The 16,864-nt window shown below is 48.4% G+C and carries 12 protein-coding genes; 8 read left to right on the plus strand and 4 right to left on the minus strand.

From position 1 onward, the window contains the following. Positions 1-124: 124 nt before the first annotated feature. Positions 125-1,045, minus strand: a complete 921-nt coding sequence (locus PSHG_RS23560) for a hypothetical protein (RefSeq protein ID WP_010278616.1) — start codon at positions 1,043-1,045, stop codon at positions 125-127. 367 nt (positions 1,046-1,412) lie between these two features. On the opposite strand from PSHG_RS23560, the gene PSHG_RS28860 reads away from it, so the two are divergent. From PSHG_RS28860 to PSHG_RS23595, 7 genes are all read left to right on the plus strand, one after another. Beyond that, entirely contained in the window at positions 1,413-4,595 is a 3,183-nt protein-coding gene (locus PSHG_RS28860; protein ID WP_010278618.1) for an FG-GAP repeat domain-containing protein, read from the plus strand. 88 nt (positions 4,596-4,683) lie between these two features. Then, on the plus strand, positions 4,684-4,935 hold the full coding sequence (locus tag PSHG_RS23570; RefSeq protein WP_010278620.1) for an acyl carrier protein: 252 nt from the start codon (positions 4,684-4,686) through the stop codon (positions 4,933-4,935). Between the two features lie 6 nt (positions 4,936-4,941). Continuing rightward, the gene (locus tag PSHG_RS31635; protein WP_235782119.1) at positions 4,942-5,328 is read left to right on the plus strand and encodes a hypothetical protein; all 387 of its coding nucleotides are present in this window, start codon (positions 4,942-4,944) and stop codon (positions 5,326-5,328) included. Positions 5,329-5,384: 56 nt separating this feature from the next. After that, positions 5,385-6,146 carry an aminoacyl--tRNA ligase-related protein gene (locus tag PSHG_RS31640; protein ID WP_235782120.1) on the plus strand — a complete coding sequence of 254 codons (762 nt, stop codon included), beginning with the start codon at positions 5,385-5,387 and terminating at the stop codon, positions 6,144-6,146. 7 nt (positions 6,147-6,153) lie between these two features. Beyond that, positions 6,154-7,071 carry a hypothetical protein gene (locus PSHG_RS23580; RefSeq protein WP_010278622.1) on the plus strand — a complete coding sequence of 306 codons (918 nt, stop codon included), beginning with the start codon at positions 6,154-6,156 and terminating at the stop codon, positions 7,069-7,071. Between the two features lie 106 nt (positions 7,072-7,177). After that, positions 7,178-8,332 carry an MBOAT family O-acyltransferase gene (locus PSHG_RS23590; RefSeq protein WP_010278625.1) on the plus strand — a complete coding sequence of 385 codons (1,155 nt, stop codon included), beginning with the start codon at positions 7,178-7,180 and terminating at the stop codon, positions 8,330-8,332. 122 nt (positions 8,333-8,454) lie between these two features. Next, positions 8,455-9,423, plus strand: a complete 969-nt coding sequence (locus PSHG_RS23595; protein ID WP_010278628.1) for a sugar phosphate isomerase/epimerase family protein — start codon at positions 8,455-8,457, stop codon at positions 9,421-9,423. Between the two features lie 113 nt (positions 9,424-9,536). Here PSHG_RS23595 and PSHG_RS23600 read toward each other — a convergent pair whose 3' ends face one another. After that, entirely contained in the window at positions 9,537-9,752 is a 216-nt protein-coding gene (locus PSHG_RS23600; protein WP_010278631.1) for a hypothetical protein, read from the minus strand. 286 nt (positions 9,753-10,038) lie between these two features. Between PSHG_RS23600 and PSHG_RS23605 the strand changes: the two genes are divergently transcribed. Further along, positions 10,039-11,649 (plus strand): nitrite/sulfite reductase, encoded by a 1,611-nt coding sequence (locus PSHG_RS23605; protein ID WP_010278634.1) that lies wholly within the window; start codon positions 10,039-10,041, stop codon positions 11,647-11,649. Between the two features lie 148 nt (positions 11,650-11,797). Here the strand turns inward: PSHG_RS23605 and uvrA are convergent, their stop codons facing one another. Both uvrA and uvrB read right to left on the minus strand, forming a co-directional pair. Continuing rightward, on the minus strand, positions 11,798-14,677 hold the full coding sequence (uvrA, locus tag PSHG_RS23610) for an excinuclease ABC subunit UvrA (protein WP_010278636.1): 2,880 nt from the start codon (positions 14,675-14,677) through the stop codon (positions 11,798-11,800). A 20-nt stretch (positions 14,678-14,697) separates the two neighbouring features. Continuing rightward, a complete protein-coding gene (gene uvrB / locus PSHG_RS23615; protein WP_010278638.1) occupies positions 14,698-16,692 on the minus strand; it encodes an excinuclease ABC subunit UvrB in 1,995 nt (664 codons plus the stop codon). Positions 16,693-16,864 lie beyond the last annotated feature (172 nt).

A 16,864-nucleotide genomic window follows, 5' to 3' on the forward strand; every position in this document is an offset into this window, starting at 1 on the left:
AACTCCACTCCCAGTGTAACAGAATAAGCAGGCATCCACCAACTAAAATAATGGCTCGCTTTAGCCAGTTGGTTAATGCCTGCTTGGTATGCTTTTGGATTCAAACTCTATAAGTACGTGTCGGTTAGCCTGAGATTTGGTTATGGCGGATTTGACCGTCCTCGAACATTCTATATTCGAAGACATGACCGTTGTCCACATAGTACAAGGCATAGCTGCTGACAGTTTGTGCTGGCCCCCAGCTAATGAACAGCTGAGCTTCCAGATATCCAGCCAGCAAGCCGGCAATATTCACTTCCGCCGGATTGTCTGAAGCCGGTGAATGGGGCACAGCGCCCAGTGCATATTGCCAGACAATGGATTCATCGATTGCGCTGTGGAATTCCTTGTAATGGCTGCCCCATTGGTCGATGATGTCACGCACGCTTTGATGCAAAGCAACATTCTGGTTCACTATGGCAAGCCAGCCTTTCGTTGACGGTCCCACAGCATCTCTCACTTCCTGCGATCCGTCCTCGGCGCTTTCATTTATTTCCTCTAGTTCTGTATCTTCACTGAAATCGGGGGATTCCAGCTCGCTGACATCATCCACTCCGGCTACCTGTTCAGCAGGAGCCCCCAAATCACTACTTTCACTTAAATCTTGCTCGTTTACCGGATTAACTTCATCCGTTCCAATTGGTTCTACAGGTTGCTGATCGCTTTCCTGCCGCCCTGATTCCCGATACTGTTCAGCTGATGGAGAAGCTCCGGTTTCGGACTGCCCATGACTCCCCGTTACGGCCTGCCGGTCTTGTGGACTGCGGGGCGCTTCATTATCCGGATGGGCTTGGGATGGGGAAGACACCGGATGGCTTGGATTTGTCTCAACCAGGGAAAGGCTGTGATTCACTGCCGGCTCGATTTCCTCCAAAGATGAAGCTGCCTTCCATGAGAAGCCAGCTCCATCTGCAGGGGTCCCTCCCCAGCCGGCCGTCTTGGCTATGCCTACGGTGGAAGCAAACAGTATTACGGTCATTGCTCCGGATATGATGTATTTGTTCATGCCTGGTTGCGCCTCCTCTTCCATCATGCTGCAAAGTCTTATGCATCGGGGCCGCGGACTCCATACAGAATCCGTTATGACTCAACAATCAAGATGTTCTAGATTCACTAGATTATTCTTGCAAATTAGCTCCAAATTAGCTCAATAATTTGTTCCTCTATGTATATAGACAGATTAACCGGAAAAAACGTTTCACTAATTACAAAATTGTTACAAAAAACTTTGCTTCCTTAACTTGGAGGCACTAAAAGCATGCAGCCGGCTTCATTAGCCGTTTGTTTCAACCCCCTTCAAATAATGTTATAATGGCATATGGAATTTTGATATTTTTAGAGGAGGCTTTCTTAGACTTGATCAAACGCACAATATGGATCTGCGGCGGCATCCTGATCCTATTGCTGGCCGTTCTTTTTTTATTCCCAAAACCGAAAAGCTGACCGTTCTGTACGCGGTTGGCGGGAACGATGTGGACCTGGCCGCATTAAGCCATTTTGAACAGTCCTTATCCGCGAACGTTTCCTTGGAACAGCGTTCGCTTACAGAGCTTTCGCTCAGGAATCTCAAAAAGTACGATGCGGTTTATTTGGACGTGCATCTTAGTCAGGTTGATAATTGGAGTCCGCTGCAGGATTCCTTGATAGCTTATGTGCAGCAGGGCGGACACCTATTTCTGGAGCATGAATTTGCTTCAGCTTTTCCTGATGAATTTCTAGGAGCTGCCTCCTGGGAAGAGCTTTCAGCTGATGGAACTTCACTGCAGTTTACCTTTCCCGAAGTGGATATCAATGCTAGGGGAATGCAAACGGTATTTCGTTTGTTTCTCGAAAACTTCAACCAGCATAGCGGTATCGACCGGCTTCCCGGATTTGAGTGGGGACAGGCTATGATTCCTTCAACTGCTGAATCGATCGTGTCCTTGAATGATGCAGCCCTTATGACCATTAACCGGGTAGGGCAAGGCAGTGTCGTTCTGGGCAGTTCATTTCTTCCTAACCGTTATTTTATAACGGGGTTCGATATGCAGAGCGGAATGGACCCCGAGGCCGGATTCGCGGAATTGGCAGCCCAATTCGACCGGTCCGAGCTTGAGCGTGACGGTACGGCTTACTTTAATCGTTACCGGCTTCCGGTAGAGCCTTATTTTCACTTTGGCTTTGCCAGCGCCAGCTATCAGCTGCGCGGCGAGTTTCTATCCTATGTCAGCAAAGAGGTTCTCGGCTACAGTGTGACGAAGGTGCTCGGGCCTTACGGAAGGCCGGCTATGGCATTTCAGAATCATTATGAAGCGCTGCCTGCTTTCCGCGACCACGATGCGGAGAAGTGGACAGAGCTTTTGCGCGATTATGCAATGATTCCTTCTTTTTCATTAGTACGAGCTTCCTATGACTGGGGGCAATGGTGGGAGACCATCAACGTTCATTTGAATGTAGGGACACAGGAAAATCCGGAATTTGTAGGCAGCTACGCCAATTCTTATTATGGAAGCGGAGCTAATCTGGTTAGTGACGGACAGCCGCTTAAACAAGCGCAATATCCCGAGTATGTCCAGCTGTCCGAACGAATAGAGCTGCCCTACCGTGCTTATCCCGCACTCTTGTTTCCGCAGCCGTCGGCCCGCATTCCTGATTTGCTTGCAGGCAGCGCAGACGGACTGATTTACCATTATGCCAACCGCGGGCAATTGCCGGAGGATTACGCCAGCCAACCACTGCCGGAAGGCATAAGCATCCCCTATTCCTTCGAGTCTCCGGAGCCTTTGCTGCTTTCTTCCGGAGAGCTGCTGCGGACTTCAGGCTATTCGGCTATTGCTGCTGCTGATCTGACAGGCAACGGGCTGGACGACCTGCTCATCGGCGATGAGGAAGGGCGTCTCTGGGCGGCACTGCGTCAGGAAGCCGGGGCAGCAGAGGAACAGGCGCGTCCTGTTTTTCAGTCCCTCGTTCCTCTGCTCGCTGATGGGGTGCAGATCGAGGTTGATTCCTATGCCGCTCCCGCATGGGGAGATTTGGATGGGGACGGCCTTGCTGATCTGATAGTAGGCACAGGCAGCGGCGAGCTTTACCTTTATCGCGGCATTAATGAAGGAAGCTTGCAGTTTGCCAGCGGTGAGCTTTTGTTTACTATTTCTGGGCGATTTGCTGCTCCCGCTCTGAGAGATATGACCCAGGATGGAGAGCTGGATTTGCAGATCGGCAGCGACGAGGGCGATGTTCTAGTATACAGCCGTGTCAACGGAAGCTGGACGGAGCTTGGACCTATAGAAGGCAGGACCCGCAATCAAGTAGGCAGTCATGCTATAGCAGGAGGCCATAATTCCGTTCCGATATGGTATGATATTAACTATGATGGAATAGATGATTTGCTGATAGGCCAGGTAGAGTTCGGGGTGCCCTACGCCATTAACGATTCGCAATTTCCTCACCAAGAGGAGCTGAATGATTTCCTGCGTTATGCGGATGAGCACCATTTAGAACTGTACCCCCATATTTTCGTGCATAATTATATGAGCGATGAAGAGGAGAAGCAGGAAATCTCCCTGCATCGCCAGGCATTTGCTGATCTCGGGCTGACTTGGGAATCTACGGGAACTAACCAGCATACTTGGCGGATTAATAATGAAGATCGTCTGCAGACGCTGCGTAATGAAAACGAGCAGGATATTTGGTTTAATTTTGGCTTCAAGCCTTCCTATGCGCTGAGCGATCCGCGATCGTACACCGATTATTTATGGACAATGCCGTTTCTTCTGAAAGATGATCAATTGGATGGGCCTATGCTTTTATATGCTCCGAGCCCGCTTTACCGCAGTGATCCCATTGGCCGGACTACCGACATTTACGATTCCTACGTCGAATTGGACATGCCGATTAACTATATGGAGCATATCGAATATTTTGATAGCAAGCGCGCCGTATTTGAAGCTTTTGTTCAATATTTCGATCAGGTTAGAACTGCTCATGATTATAATTTTATGTCGGAGCCGCAGATGGCCCGCTCTTTCCTGACCGCTCTGACCTCAAAAGTTGAAGTTAGCCAGTCATGGGGCCTGTATTTGATCGACTCGGTCAAAACCCGTCTGGGAAAGGGCGTTCATCGCACGCTGACCTTGAAGCCTCTGGATCAGGATGTACCTGAACAGGCTGGCGCTTATGCTAAAACACTGGGTGTGAAGATTGAGCCCGGACGGACGCTAAGCGGCCATCCTCTTGCTGTCGATGCCGACCTGTTCTCCAAGCGTGGTGAAACCTTATACACTGCATTGACCAAGAAAACACGACTCGAGGTCAGCTGGCAAGAGCCGCCTGCCCACCTGGTCCGCGCCAATGTGCCTGTCGAGCTCACTAAAACAAAAGAATACTGGACTTTGCGTTGGCTTGAACCAGGAATGCAGCAGATTAAAATTTACAGCCCTCTTCCCGCTCAGCTGAAAACACCGCAAGATATGGAGCTGGAATGGGAGTTTAATGAGCAAGATCTGACCTATACCTTGACCCACTTCGGAGATACCGGCCAAGTTGAAATTTGGTTTAACTCCGAAGACGGCAGCTGATAAACCAATTAAAGGCCATCATTATTTGTAAATAGACCAGCTGCGGCAGACCACACTTAGATGATCTTGGAAAGCGAGGATAAAATTTATGGAAGACATAGTACGTCATTTGGAGGAGCATATCCGCCAGCGATACGAAATTGATCCGGACGATGATGAGTTCACGGTGGATGTCCACCTATTCGATTATGGATTTATTGATTCCATGGGGGCGACCGCATTAATTGCCCATATCGAACAGACTTATGGCATTGAAGTCACCAATCAGGACCTGATGCTCTATCCATTAAATACGATTAATGAAATTGCACAATTTATTCATACCAAAACCGCGGGGTGAAACAAAATGGAATGCGTTGTAACACTGAAACCGTTAGATCCGGGCCAATACGGCCAGCTTAAATACGCTTCCGCATTTGTGGACGAGCATATAGACGATATCCTTTTGGACGAATCCTTGCAGCAGCTTACGGTCATTCACCACTCCCCCCTGGGCAATGATGTTATTCGGGAAAGGCTGGAACGGCTGGTCACCCGTTTCTCCAAAGGCGATTTCGGGTTTAAGGAAAATCGCATTTTTGAACATAGCGGAGCGAAGCCTTATTCGGGGGATATTATGGCCGACCTGCTTGCACAGAAAACTATCAAGGTGTTGGAGCCGGGTCTGTTCATTTTTCGCGAGCCTTTTTCTCAGCTGATGAGATTTATGGACCACGCTTTCGTACAAAAATAGGCAGGCAGTTTGCTATTCGGGAAGAGTCCTATCCTGCCATCATCCATTGTGAGACGTTGAACAAAACTAATCACTTCACCTCTTTTCCCGAGCACATGCACTTTTTGACTCATCTTCGAGAGGATCTCGATGTAATTGAAGGCTTCTCCCAATCTATCCGTGAAGCAGGGGGCTGGAAAGCGGAAACAGAGCTGGATCTCAACGCCGCTATGCCAAAGCCACAGTATGCAATGAATCCCTCCACCTGCTATCACTGTTATGAAGGCCTGCAGGATGAGACGATAGACGGGGACGGGATCGCTGTCTCGGCTATTTCCAAGTGTCATCGGTTCGAGTCTCGCAATCACAGCGATTTTGGACGTCTGCTTGATTTCAGCATGCGGGAATTTATTTTTGTCGGCAAACCTGATTTTGTTAAGCAAAATCGCTTGAAGGCATTGGAAGCCCTTCAGGAGCTGGCCCGCGAGTGGGAAGTGGATTGCTATATGGAGATAGCCAATGACCCCTTCTTCACGAACGATTTCCAGGTAAAGGCTTCGTTCCAGCGCAACCAGGAAATGAAGTACGAGCTGCGCTTGACCGTCCCTTATTTGAACAAATCAATTGCCTGCAGCTCGGTCAATTTCCACAGCAATACGTTCGGCAACGCATTTAACATTAAGGCCGGCAAAAGAAGCGCCGTTACTGGCTGTGTCGGTTTCGGGATTGAACGCTGGGTGCTGGCCTTCCTGGCTCAATTCGGGATGGATGAGCAGCAATGGCCTGCGCGCTTCCGCGAACAGTACGAGGCATGGAAAGAAAAATCAGGTATAGGGTGATCCCGCTGTGAAGCTCCTGTCTTTTGTTAAGAAAAACGGGTTTGTGCTCTCGCTGTTGGCGGCATTTCTGCTGACAGACTGGCTGGTAGCCCGCTGGGACCCGCTGGTTCATTCCATGCGGTTTACGAAGAATGATTTTACCAAAACCCTGCTGCATCATGATTGGACAGATTCCGGACCGGTCTTTTACGGCAATTCAGCGGTCATTGGAGCTTATATCGAGGATGAAGCCGAGCTCCCCTTAATTGAGATGGGGCTGGCTTACGGTAAGATTACCTATCTTCGTGAAATTCTCGAGAAGCCCTGGTTTAATGTCCAGGACCAGCTGGTATTAGGGATTGATGTTCACACGATACTGGATAAGCTGGACACGGATCCTACCTACCCCTGGAATCGGAAGTGGTACCAGCCTTACTTATATGCTTATCGCGCTTATTTTCAAGATAGCTTTGCCAAGACCGTGAAACAAGCCTATACCTCCATCCGTGAAGGGAAACCGGAAGAGATGCTTGATCATCAGCCCTGGCTGGACAAGCATCTTTACTTCGGCCAGAAGCCAAAGGAAGAAATCGATGCAGACTTTGAGAAGTACGAGCAGCTTTTTAACTGGATGGGCATGGAGGACGTGCAGGAAAATTTGCAGGCCCTCGAGTGGGTTCTAGATTACGCGGAACACCATCAACTAGATTTCAGAGTCGTCTGGATGCCTTACAACCCCGACTATCCTCTGCCAAACTATATGTCGGAGTTTATGAAAGAAGCAAACCTCCTGCTCGAAGAAAGACAAATTCCGGTACTGGATCTGGTGAACCGGTACGATTCCGTTTATTTTCATGACGTGGTGCATTTAAACCGCGAACAGGGAGCCCCCCTGTTCACCCGGGAGGTGGATGAATGGCTGCTATCCTTAGAAAATTCACCGTAATGCTGATCTATCTGGTCATGCTGGTCTTTGTCATTATCTACTTTACGGGAGAAGGCGTCTTTATTTATGAAGAGTTTTAACCCCAGGATAAGGAGCCGTTTCATCCATGTTTTATTTTAATGTCTACGCCTTGATAGGCCTCATTATAATGGTAGCAGCCCTGCTCCTGACCCGCCGCTGGAAAGATAACAAGCGGGTGCTGCTGCTCCTATTCAATCTGGGCTTCTTGCTTGTGTTTAACTACAAGCTTTTTTTCTTTTATCTCGCCTACACCTTGCTGAATTACGGGTTATACCGGATGCTCTGTGCCGTGCAGAAAGCCCGGGCGGTATGGTTTGTTACCTGGATTGTGCTTAACATAGCGTTAGTTTCCTTGGTCCGCTTTATCGAGTATGGATGGTGGCAGCATCCAATCGCCGATTTTCTGGTGACTCTCGGTTTAATCTATAACGTGTTAAAAGTGATCGATGCGCTTTATTTCGCTTATTTCTTTGGCCCCAAAGGGCGGATACCGGCACTGGACTATTTTAATTTTATTTTGTTTATCCCTACTTTCACTTCCGGGCCTATTCTCAAATTCAGAGAGTTTATAGCCGACTGCCAGAAACCCTATCAAGTTAATGCGACCCAGGTTGAAGATTCGGTAAAACGGATTATTCTCGGCTTGTTCAAGGCGGTTGTGCTTGTCGTTTGGATGCAGACGATTTTTGATCATGTGCTGTCCGGTGAGTTGTACTTCTATCATTCCTTATTCCTGTTCGCCTGGTTCTATCTGTTTATATATGTTAACTTCTCCGGCTACTCCGATATTGCGATTGGGTTTGGACGATTGTTCGGTTATCAGGTTCCGGAAAACTTCAAAAAACCGTTTCTGTCTCCTTCTCTGACCCAATTTTGGAGAAACTGGCATGCATCGCTCGGCGACTGGTTTCGCGATCATATCTTCATGTTTTTTTCACGTAAAGCACCATCCAAACCGACGGCCGCTGCCCTCTCTTTACTGATTATGACTTTAATCGGGTTATGGCATGGATATACGTGGCCATACTTTTTATACGGGGTGTATCACGGCATTATTATGGCCTGCGAGAATTTATTTGGCTGGACCTTGGTCAATAAAAAGAAGGTGTCCAAATGGTACTACGCATTTCGCTGCTCGCTAACGCAAGTTCTCGTTGGCTTTTCGGTAATTGTCTACACTAATGATATGACCACGATTCTTAAAATCTTTCGCGGCCTGCTATCGTTTCCTTCTTTTTGAAATAGCGGAATGCTATAATATGGGTAATTGCTTTCGAGTAGTCCTTGTAGGTAGAGACTTCAATCGAATGTTCCACTCGTGTGGACACCCGCTTAATTCAATCTAATATGGAGGTATTATTCATGAAACTTGGCGTATTTACTGTCCTTTTTGCGCAAAAGCCGTTCGAGGAAGCGATGGAGTACATTGCATCGAAGGGCCTTGGTGCAGTAGAAATCGGTACTGGCGGTTATCCCGGCAGCAAGCATTGTGATCCGGACGAGCTATTGAACGATGCCGGCAAACGCAAAGCTTTCAAGCATGCCGTCGAATCTAGAGGCATGATCATTAGTGCACTCAGCTGTCACTCCAATCCGCTTCATCCGCAAAAAGCGATTGCCAAGGAAGCCCAGGAACTGATTACAAAGACGATCAAGCTCGCTAATCTTCTTGAAGTTCCGGTTGTTAACACCTTTTCCGGATGTCCCGGTGATCACGAGGATGCTAAGTATCCGAACTGGCCGGTAGCTCCTTGGCCAAATGACTATCAGGAAATTTTGACCTGGCAGTGGGAAAACAAAGTTATTCCTTATTGGACTGAAACAGGTAAATTTGCTGCTGAGCATAACGTTAAAATCGGCCTCGAGCTGCACGGCGGATTTTCGGTACATACACCGGCTACTATGCTTCGCTTGCGGGAGGCTGCCGGAGAAGCAATTGGCGCCAACCTCGATCCAAGCCACATGTGGTGGCAGGGCATTGATCCGGTGCAGGCTGTATTGATCCTTGGAAAAGCTGGAGCGATCCACCATTTCCACGCCAAGGATACGACTATGGATACGAATAATGTTAACATGCATGGAGTTACCGACATGCAATCCTACACGCACATGCTTGACCGCGCATGGCAATTCCGCACGGTCGGCTATGGACATGATATGAAGACATGGGCTGATATCATTAGTGCTCTTCGTCTCGTCAATTACGACTATGTTGTCAGCATTGAGCATGAGGATGGCCTAATGTCAGTAGATGAGGGCTTCACAAAGGCTGTGGAGAATCTGAAGCCGATCCTGATTGAGGAACCTCTCGGGGAAATGTGGTGGGTGTAGCAGTTCTCCAAAAGCATTATTAACCAAATAAAAAACCGTTTACGGACACTTGCGAAAGTAGTCCGTAAACGGTTTTTAATGTTATTAAACTAGGCCGCTGCACTAGCTAAGCGCTAGGCCATTCCCATCCAGCCTTTAATCATAACAAAGTCCATAAACAGGAAGACCAACAAGCTAACCAGTGCGAATCCAATCGCGAAGAAATTTTTCTTAGGTGCCAATAGCAAGCGTACAAATCCTATAGCAATAAGAATCGTAATGGCAAGTACAAACAAGTCAAATACCGAGAAGGTACTGGTTGCAGCTTCCGTTTCTGCCGCCAAGAACATCGAGAGTCCCCCTTATGATAGCGTATCTTATCTTATGTTATCTTCTGTGAGACAATCATGCAAGTTTTTTATCCTATCTGTAACAACATTGTCATTATTATTATAAACGAAATGGCCCTGCTTCATAACAAATCCTGATAACTACTCCGCTCGGAAAAGTTTTATTATAGGAGATAGAGGGGATTTTCCCGTTCTGGCCAATGTGAATGACAAGGGACTGCGGCTTCGGCCAACCTGTTCCACAGCCGCATGCCTGCTTTAAACGGGAAACTGAGGAGGGAAACTGATGGCTTACGAACCCGTTTGGGTCAAGAATCAACCGAAGCTGAACAAAGTTGAACATTTAAAGCTTGAAAAGGACGGTCTGGATGTTATCCGTACCATCATTGAAAAGTATGCCTTGGAAGGCTATGAATCGATACCTGAAGATGAATTAAACCGTTTCAAATGGGCCGGTGTTTACGAGCAGAAGCCGCGTGACGGCCATTTTATGATGCGGGTCAGAATCAATTCCGGCTGTCTCAACTCCGATCAAGCTAGAGCTCTAGGCGGCATCGCCCAGGATTACGGACGCGATCTGATGGATGTAACCACCCGCCAGGCGGTTCAGTTTCACTGGCTGCGCGTAGAGCATCTTCCTGATATTTTCAAAAGATTAGAAGATGTAGGCTTGTACTCCTATGAGGCATGTGGTGACTGCCCGCGGACCGTTGTCGGCAATCCGCTCGCTGGCATAGATCCGGATGAATTGATGGATACGACTGATCTCGTCAATCAGGTCTCGGACTTTTTCCTGTTAAACCGGGATTTCTCTAATCTGCCGCGAAAATACAAAATGTCCATCTCTGCGAGCAAATATAATACCGCACATGCGGAAATCAACGATCTTTCATTCACTCCTGCTATCAAACAGATAAACGGAGATCATGTTGTCGGCTTTCATGTATGGGTAGGAGGCGGCCTGTCCGCAAAGCCCCACCTCGCCCAGAAGCTCGATCTGTTTGTGCGCCCGGATGAAGTACTGAAAGTTGCAGTTGGGGTAACAACCATTTTCCGGGACTTCGGCTACCGTGAGAAAAGACACCATGCACGCCTGAAATTCCTTGTAGCTGATTGGGGAGCTGAAAAGTTCCTGGAAGAATTGACCAAGCTGATTGGAGAAATGCCTGCTCGGGGAGAAGACCAGATGGTTGGTTGGAATGCTGCCTATTTCGATGGCGTCCATCCTCAGAAGCAGGAGGAACTCCGCTACATCGGCTTAAACGTTCCCATTGGGCGGCTAAGCGGCACCGAGTTCATAGAATTGGCGCGGCTGGCCGATCAATACGGCAGCGGATCGCTTCGTACAACGATGTCCCAAAACATATTGATTCCGGATATTCCTCATGAGCGGGTCGATGAGCTTCTAGCGCATGAAATCTTTGAGCGCTTAACTCCCTACCCCAAGCATTTCATGAGCCGAACCGTGTCTTGTACCGGCAACGAATTCTGTAATCTGGCGGTTGTGGAAACGAAGGAACGAGCAAGAAGGGTTGCTCAATATTTAGATGACCATGTTGATCTGGATAGTGAAGTAAGGATTCATTTCATCGGTTGCCCCAATGCCTGCGGCCAGAAGCATATTGCCGACATTGGTCTGCAGGGCTCACTGATTCGCACACCCGAAGGAACAATAGACGCCTTTGATATTGCGGTGGGCGGAATTCTTGGCCCTGGAGCGAAGCTGAATCAGGTGCTCAAAGGACGGGTCAAAGGTGATGATGTGGGTCCTGTACTCGCCCAATTGATTGAATTTTACAAAGAAAACCGCAGTGAAGGCGAATCCTTCCATCGATTTGTGGAACGAGTAGGTGCAGCCGCTTTTCAAGAGAGACTGACGGCGATCCTTGCCTCTTAGCATTGGAATCGTACCATCCTCTATAGATTATAAGTTCAACTATATAAACACAAACAAGGGGCACTGGCTGCGCAATGACAGCCTGTGCCCCTTGATTTATTCCATTTTCGAGTTCCTAAGCAGCATTATCCTACATATTGCATTCCTTTTAAACAACGGCATCCTCAGTTTGCAGTGCATCTGCACCTTCCTCTGAACGCTTGCGGTCTCTTTCTAGAACTGGCTTCAAATACTTCCCTGTATAGGAGACTTTGCTCTCCGCCACTACCTCCGGAGTCCCTTGGGCAATGATCGTACCTCCGCGGCTGCCCCCTTCAGGTCCCATGTCAACTAAATAATCGGCTGTCTTGATTACATCCAAGTTGTGCTCGATAACGAGTACAGACTCTCCATTATCGACAAGGCGATGCAGCACCTTAAGCAGCCGGTCAATATCATGAATGTGCAGACCTGTTGTTGGCTCATCCAAAATGTACAGGGATTTGCCTGTGTTTCTGCGGTACAGCTCGGCAGCCAGTTTTACCCGCTGAGCTTCGCCCCCTGAGAGCGTCGTGGCCGGCTGACCCAAATCCATGTAGCCTAAACCAACATCCAGCAAGGTTTGCAGCTTACGCTGGATTTTCGGAATGTTTTTGAAAAACTCACAGGCATCCTCGATAGTCATCTGCAATATGTCCGCAATCGTTTTGCCCTTATATTTGATTTCCAACGTTTCCCGGTTATAGCGCTTGCCTTTACAAACCTCACAGGGAACATATACATCGGGGAGGAAATGCATTTCGATCTTGATAATCCCGTCTCCGCGGCAGGCCTCACAGCGACCGCCTTTGACATTGAAGCTAAAGCGTCCCTTCTTGTATCCTCTAACCTTGGCTTCCGTTGTCGTTGCAAACACATCGCGAATATCATCAAATACACCTGTATAGGTTGCCGGATTCGATCGCGGTGTCCGGCCAATCGGCGACTGGTCGATGTCGATGACTTTTTCAATGTGCTCAAGTCCTTTAATTTCCTTGAATTCTCCTGGTCTTACTTTCGCTTTGTTCAAATCACGAGCCAATGCTTTGTACAGGATTTCATTAACCATGGTGCTTTTTCCCGAGCCGGAAACCCCTGTTACACAAACCATAGTACCGAGCGGAACCTTCAAGTTGACATTGCGCAGATTGTTCGCCTTGGCTCCTTTCACTTCAAGCCACTTGCCATTCGGTTTGCGTCTTTTCGATGGTACGGGGATAAACTTTTTACCGCTCAAATACTGTCCCGTCAAAGACTCGCTGTTCTCCATGACTTCTTTAGGCGTCCCCTGGGCGACCACATGTCCGCCATGAATCCCTGCGCCAGGACCGATATCAATGATATAATCAGCAGCCAACATCGTATCTTCATCATGTTCAACCACAATGAGCGTATTGCCCAAATTTCGCATATGCTCCAAGGTGCGGATCAAACGATCATTGTCCCTCTGATGCAGTCCGATGCTGGGCTCATCCAATATATACAACACACCCATTAGGCTGGAGCCAATCTGCGTGGCCAGCCTGATCCTCTGGGCTTCTCCGCCGGACAAAGTTCCTGCTGAACGGCTAAGTGTCAGGTAGTCTAGGCCTACGTCAACAAGAAAGCCTAGACGGGAGCTGATTTCCCGGAGGATCAAACGAGAAATGACCTGCTCCTTCTCCGTAAGCTGCAGACCGTCAAAAAACGACTGTGCCTCGCCAATCGATAGATTCGTAGCGTAGGCAATATTTTTCCCGTTGATCGTTACGGCCAGTGTTTCCGGTCTCAGCCGCTCTCCTTTACACTTGCCACAAGGCTTGGCGCTCATGTAAGACTCAATATATTCACGAATCCCATCTGATGCAGTTTCGCGATAGCGCCGCTCCAGGTTGCGGACAATGCCTTCAAACGGCACATACGCTTCTTTGGTCCCGCCAAAGTCGCTCTCGTAACGGAATCTTACCTTCTCGCCACCGGTACCGTAAAGCAAAATCTTCATCTGCTCACTGCTCAAATCATTGACCGGAACGTCTCTTGGAATGTTGTAATGAGCACAAACCGCAGCAAGGAATTGAGGATAATAATTAGAGGTGCTTCCCGCCCACGCTTCGAAGGCTCCCTCTTCAATCGACTTCTCCGGGAACGGTACGAGCAGGTCAGGATCGACAATCATTTTTACACCCAGACCGTCACACTCCGGGCAAGCTCCGAAGGGGCTGTTGAAGGAAAACATCCTGGGAGCAAGTTCTTCAATGCTGAATCCGCATTCGGGGCAAGCCAAATTTTGACTGAACAGAAGCTCTTCCTGCCCTATAATATCTACAAGCACTCTTCCTTCAGCCAGGTTCAAAGCGGTTTCCAGAGAGTCCGCCAAACGGGATTCGATCCCCTCCTTAACGACAATCCGGTCAACTACTACTTCAATGGAATGCTTCTTGTTCTTCTCCAGTTGAATTTGTTCGGACAGCTCACGAATCTCCCCATTTACTCTAACTCTAACAAAGCCTTGTCTCTGGATATCGGCCAACAGCTTAACATGCTCGCCTTTTCTGCCTGAGATCAGCGGAGCCAAAATTTGCAGCTTTGTTCTTTCCGGATATTCCATAATCCGATCTATCATTTGCTCTACGGTCTGTGAGGTGATTTCAATTCCGTGCGTAGGGCAATGAGGTCTTCCGATTCGGGCATAGAGAAGCCTTAAATAGTCATAAATCTCTGTAACCGTACCAACTGTTGACCTCGGGTTACGACTTGTCGTCTTCTGGTCGATGGAAATTGCCGGTGACAGCCCATCTATAGAATCTACATCCGGCTTGTCCATTTGGCCCAGAAACTGGCGAGCATAGGCCGATAACGATTCTACATAGCGGCGCTGGCCTTCGGCGTAAATCGTATCGAAAGCGAGGGATGATTTGCCTGATCCGCTCAGACCCGTCAGAACGACAAACTTATCCCTCGGGATGGTGACATCTATGTTTTTCAAATTATGGGCTCTCGCCCCTTTTATCACAATTTGATCGCTAGCCATCAAGGTTCTTCCTTTCCCGTCTAATTGGCTTTCAACTCCAGAATCGCATCCCTAAGCTCAGCTGCCCGCTCAAACTGCAAGTTCTTGGCAGCCTCCTTCATCTCCGCCTCCAGCCTTTCAATCATGGAAGCACGATCCTTCTTAGACATTTTGCTAATTTCCACATCCGGTAAGTAATCCGATTTCTGTTCCGCGACTTTAGTCGCTTCAATAACCTCTCTTACCCGTTTTTGAATTGTCTTTGGTGTGATTCCATGCTTTTCATTATAAGCTTGCTGGATGGAACGTCTCCGCTCCGTCTCACTAATAGCCTTGGCCATCGAATCGGTGATCTTATCTGCGTACATGATAACGCGGCCTTCCGAATTCCGTGCCGCCCTTCCGATTGTCTGGATGAGCGAGCGCTCCGCGCGCAGGAAGCCTTCCTTGTCCGCATCCAGGATGGCAACTAACGATACCTCCGGCAGGTCGAGACCTTCCCGCAGCAGGTTAATGCCGACCAGAACATGGAAGGTGCCTACCCTCAAGTCGCGCAAAATTTGCATTCTTTCCAATGTTTTAATATCCGAGTGCAGATAACGGACTTTAATACCGATTTCTTTCAAGTAATCGGTAAGATCCTCAGCCATCTTCTTCGTCAAGGTCGTGACCAGCACGCGCTCGTCTTTAGCAATTCTATCCTGTACTTCATGAATCAAATCGTCAATCTGTCCCTCAGTCTTGCGAACTTCAATGAGCGGATCAAGCAGTCCTGTAGGGCGGATAATTTGCTCAATCATTTGCGGACATTTTTCCAATTCGTACGGTCCGGGTGTTGCGGAAACATAGACCGCTTGCGTGAACTTTTGTTCAAATTCCTCAAATCGCAGCGGCCGGTTGTCCAATGCAGATGGCAGACGGAAGCCATGCTCGACGAGAACTTCCTTGCGCGCCCTGTCTCCGTTATACATAGCCCGAATTTGCGGGAGCGTCACATGGGACTCATCTATTACAACCAGCATGTCCTCGGGGAAATAATCGAGTAGCGTATAAGGCGTAGCGCCTCTTTCTCTAAAGGTCAGCGGGCCTGAATAATTCTCGATTCCCGAGCAAAAACCGACCTCCATCATCATCTCGAGGTCATAACGGGTGCGCTGCTCAAGACGCTGCGCTTCCAACAGCTTGCCCTGCTGTCTGAATTCCGCAAGACGTTCTTCGAGCTCCTTCTCAATGTTCACCAGCGCCAGCTTCATCCGGTCTTCATGGGTAACGAAGTGGGAAGCCGGAAAAATCGCAATATGATCCCGTTCGCCGATGATTTCTCCAGTGAGTACGTTGATTTCAGTAATCCTTTCAATCTCGTCACCAAACAGCTCTACTCTAATGGCATGTTCGCTTCGTGATGCCGGAAAGATCTCAACTACGTCACCCCGCACGCGAAAAGTTCCCCGCACGAAGTTCAAATCGTTCCGCTGGTATTGAATATCGACCAGGCGGCGCAAAATTTCATTCCGCGGCTTCTCCATGCCAACTCTAAGAGAAAGCAAAAGATCCCGGTACTCCATAGGAGAACCGAGCCCGTAAATACACGAGACACTAGCGACAATAATGACATCACGGCGCTCAAATAAAGCACTGGTAGCAGAGTGTCTCAGTTTATCAATCTCGTCATTAATGCTCGAGTCTTTCTCAATAAACGTATCCGAGGAAGGGATGTAGGCCTCGGGTTGATAGTAGTCGTAATAGCTGACGAAATACTCCACTGCATTATGAGGGAAAAATTCCTTGAACTCGCTGCAAAGCTGGGCAGCCAAAGTCTTATTGTGAGCAATAACCAGGGTCGGACGATTTAACTTCGCAATCACATGTGCCGCAGTAAATGTCTTGCCGGTACCGGTTGCCCCGAGCAGTGTCTGATGCCGGTTGCCCTGCTCTATGCTTCGCACCAGCTGATTAATGGCTTTGGGCTGATCGCCCTGGGGCTCATAATCGGAGACCAGCTGGAATTTGTCATGGCTTATCAATTTATCGGTCATTCGGATCCCCCATTATTTGAGAATCGATTTTCTACTAAACTTTCTACAATTCACAGTCGATATAAAGAGATATGGAAAACCTCTATACGCATACCTTCAAGGATTCACTGTGCGTGCAAAAGCAGCTTTATCGCCATTAACGATTTGGACCTCCGATATAATCGGAGCTTTA

The sequence above is a fragment of the Paenibacillus senegalensis JC66 genome (genome assembly GCF_000285515.1).
GTDB lineage: Bacteria > Bacillota > Bacilli > Paenibacillales > NBRC-103111 > Paenibacillus_L > Paenibacillus_L senegalensis.

What these genes read in the sequence shown, in the direction of transcription:
- PSHG_RS23595 (WP_010278628.1), top strand. Translation starts at nt 8,455, where the DNA reads ATGAAACTTGGCGTATTTACTGTCCTTTTTGCGCAAAAGCCGTTCGAG.
- uvrB (WP_010278638.1), bottom strand. Translation starts at nt 16,692, where the DNA reads ATGACCGATAAATTGATAAGCCATGACAAATTCCAGCTGGTCTCCGAT.
- uvrA (WP_010278636.1), bottom strand. Translation starts at nt 14,677, where the DNA reads ATGGCTAGCGATCAAATTGTGATAAAAGGGGCGAGAGCCCATAATTTG.
- PSHG_RS23605 (WP_010278634.1), top strand. Translation starts at nt 10,039, where the DNA reads ATGGCTTACGAACCCGTTTGGGTCAAGAATCAACCGAAGCTGAACAAA.
- PSHG_RS31635 (WP_235782119.1), top strand. Translation starts at nt 4,942, where the DNA reads ATGGAATGCGTTGTAACACTGAAACCGTTAGATCCGGGCCAATACGGC.
- PSHG_RS23590 (WP_010278625.1), top strand. Translation starts at nt 7,178, where the DNA reads ATGTTTTATTTTAATGTCTACGCCTTGATAGGCCTCATTATAATGGTA.
- PSHG_RS28860 (WP_010278618.1), top strand. Translation starts at nt 1,413, where the DNA reads ATGGATCTGCGGCGGCATCCTGATCCTATTGCTGGCCGTTCTTTTTTT.
- PSHG_RS23570 (WP_010278620.1), top strand. Translation starts at nt 4,684, where the DNA reads ATGGAAGACATAGTACGTCATTTGGAGGAGCATATCCGCCAGCGATAC.
- PSHG_RS23560 (WP_010278616.1), bottom strand. Translation starts at nt 1,045, where the DNA reads ATGAACAAATACATCATATCCGGAGCAATGACCGTAATACTGTTTGCT.
- PSHG_RS23600 (WP_010278631.1), bottom strand. Translation starts at nt 9,752, where the DNA reads ATGTTCTTGGCGGCAGAAACGGAAGCTGCAACCAGTACCTTCTCGGTA.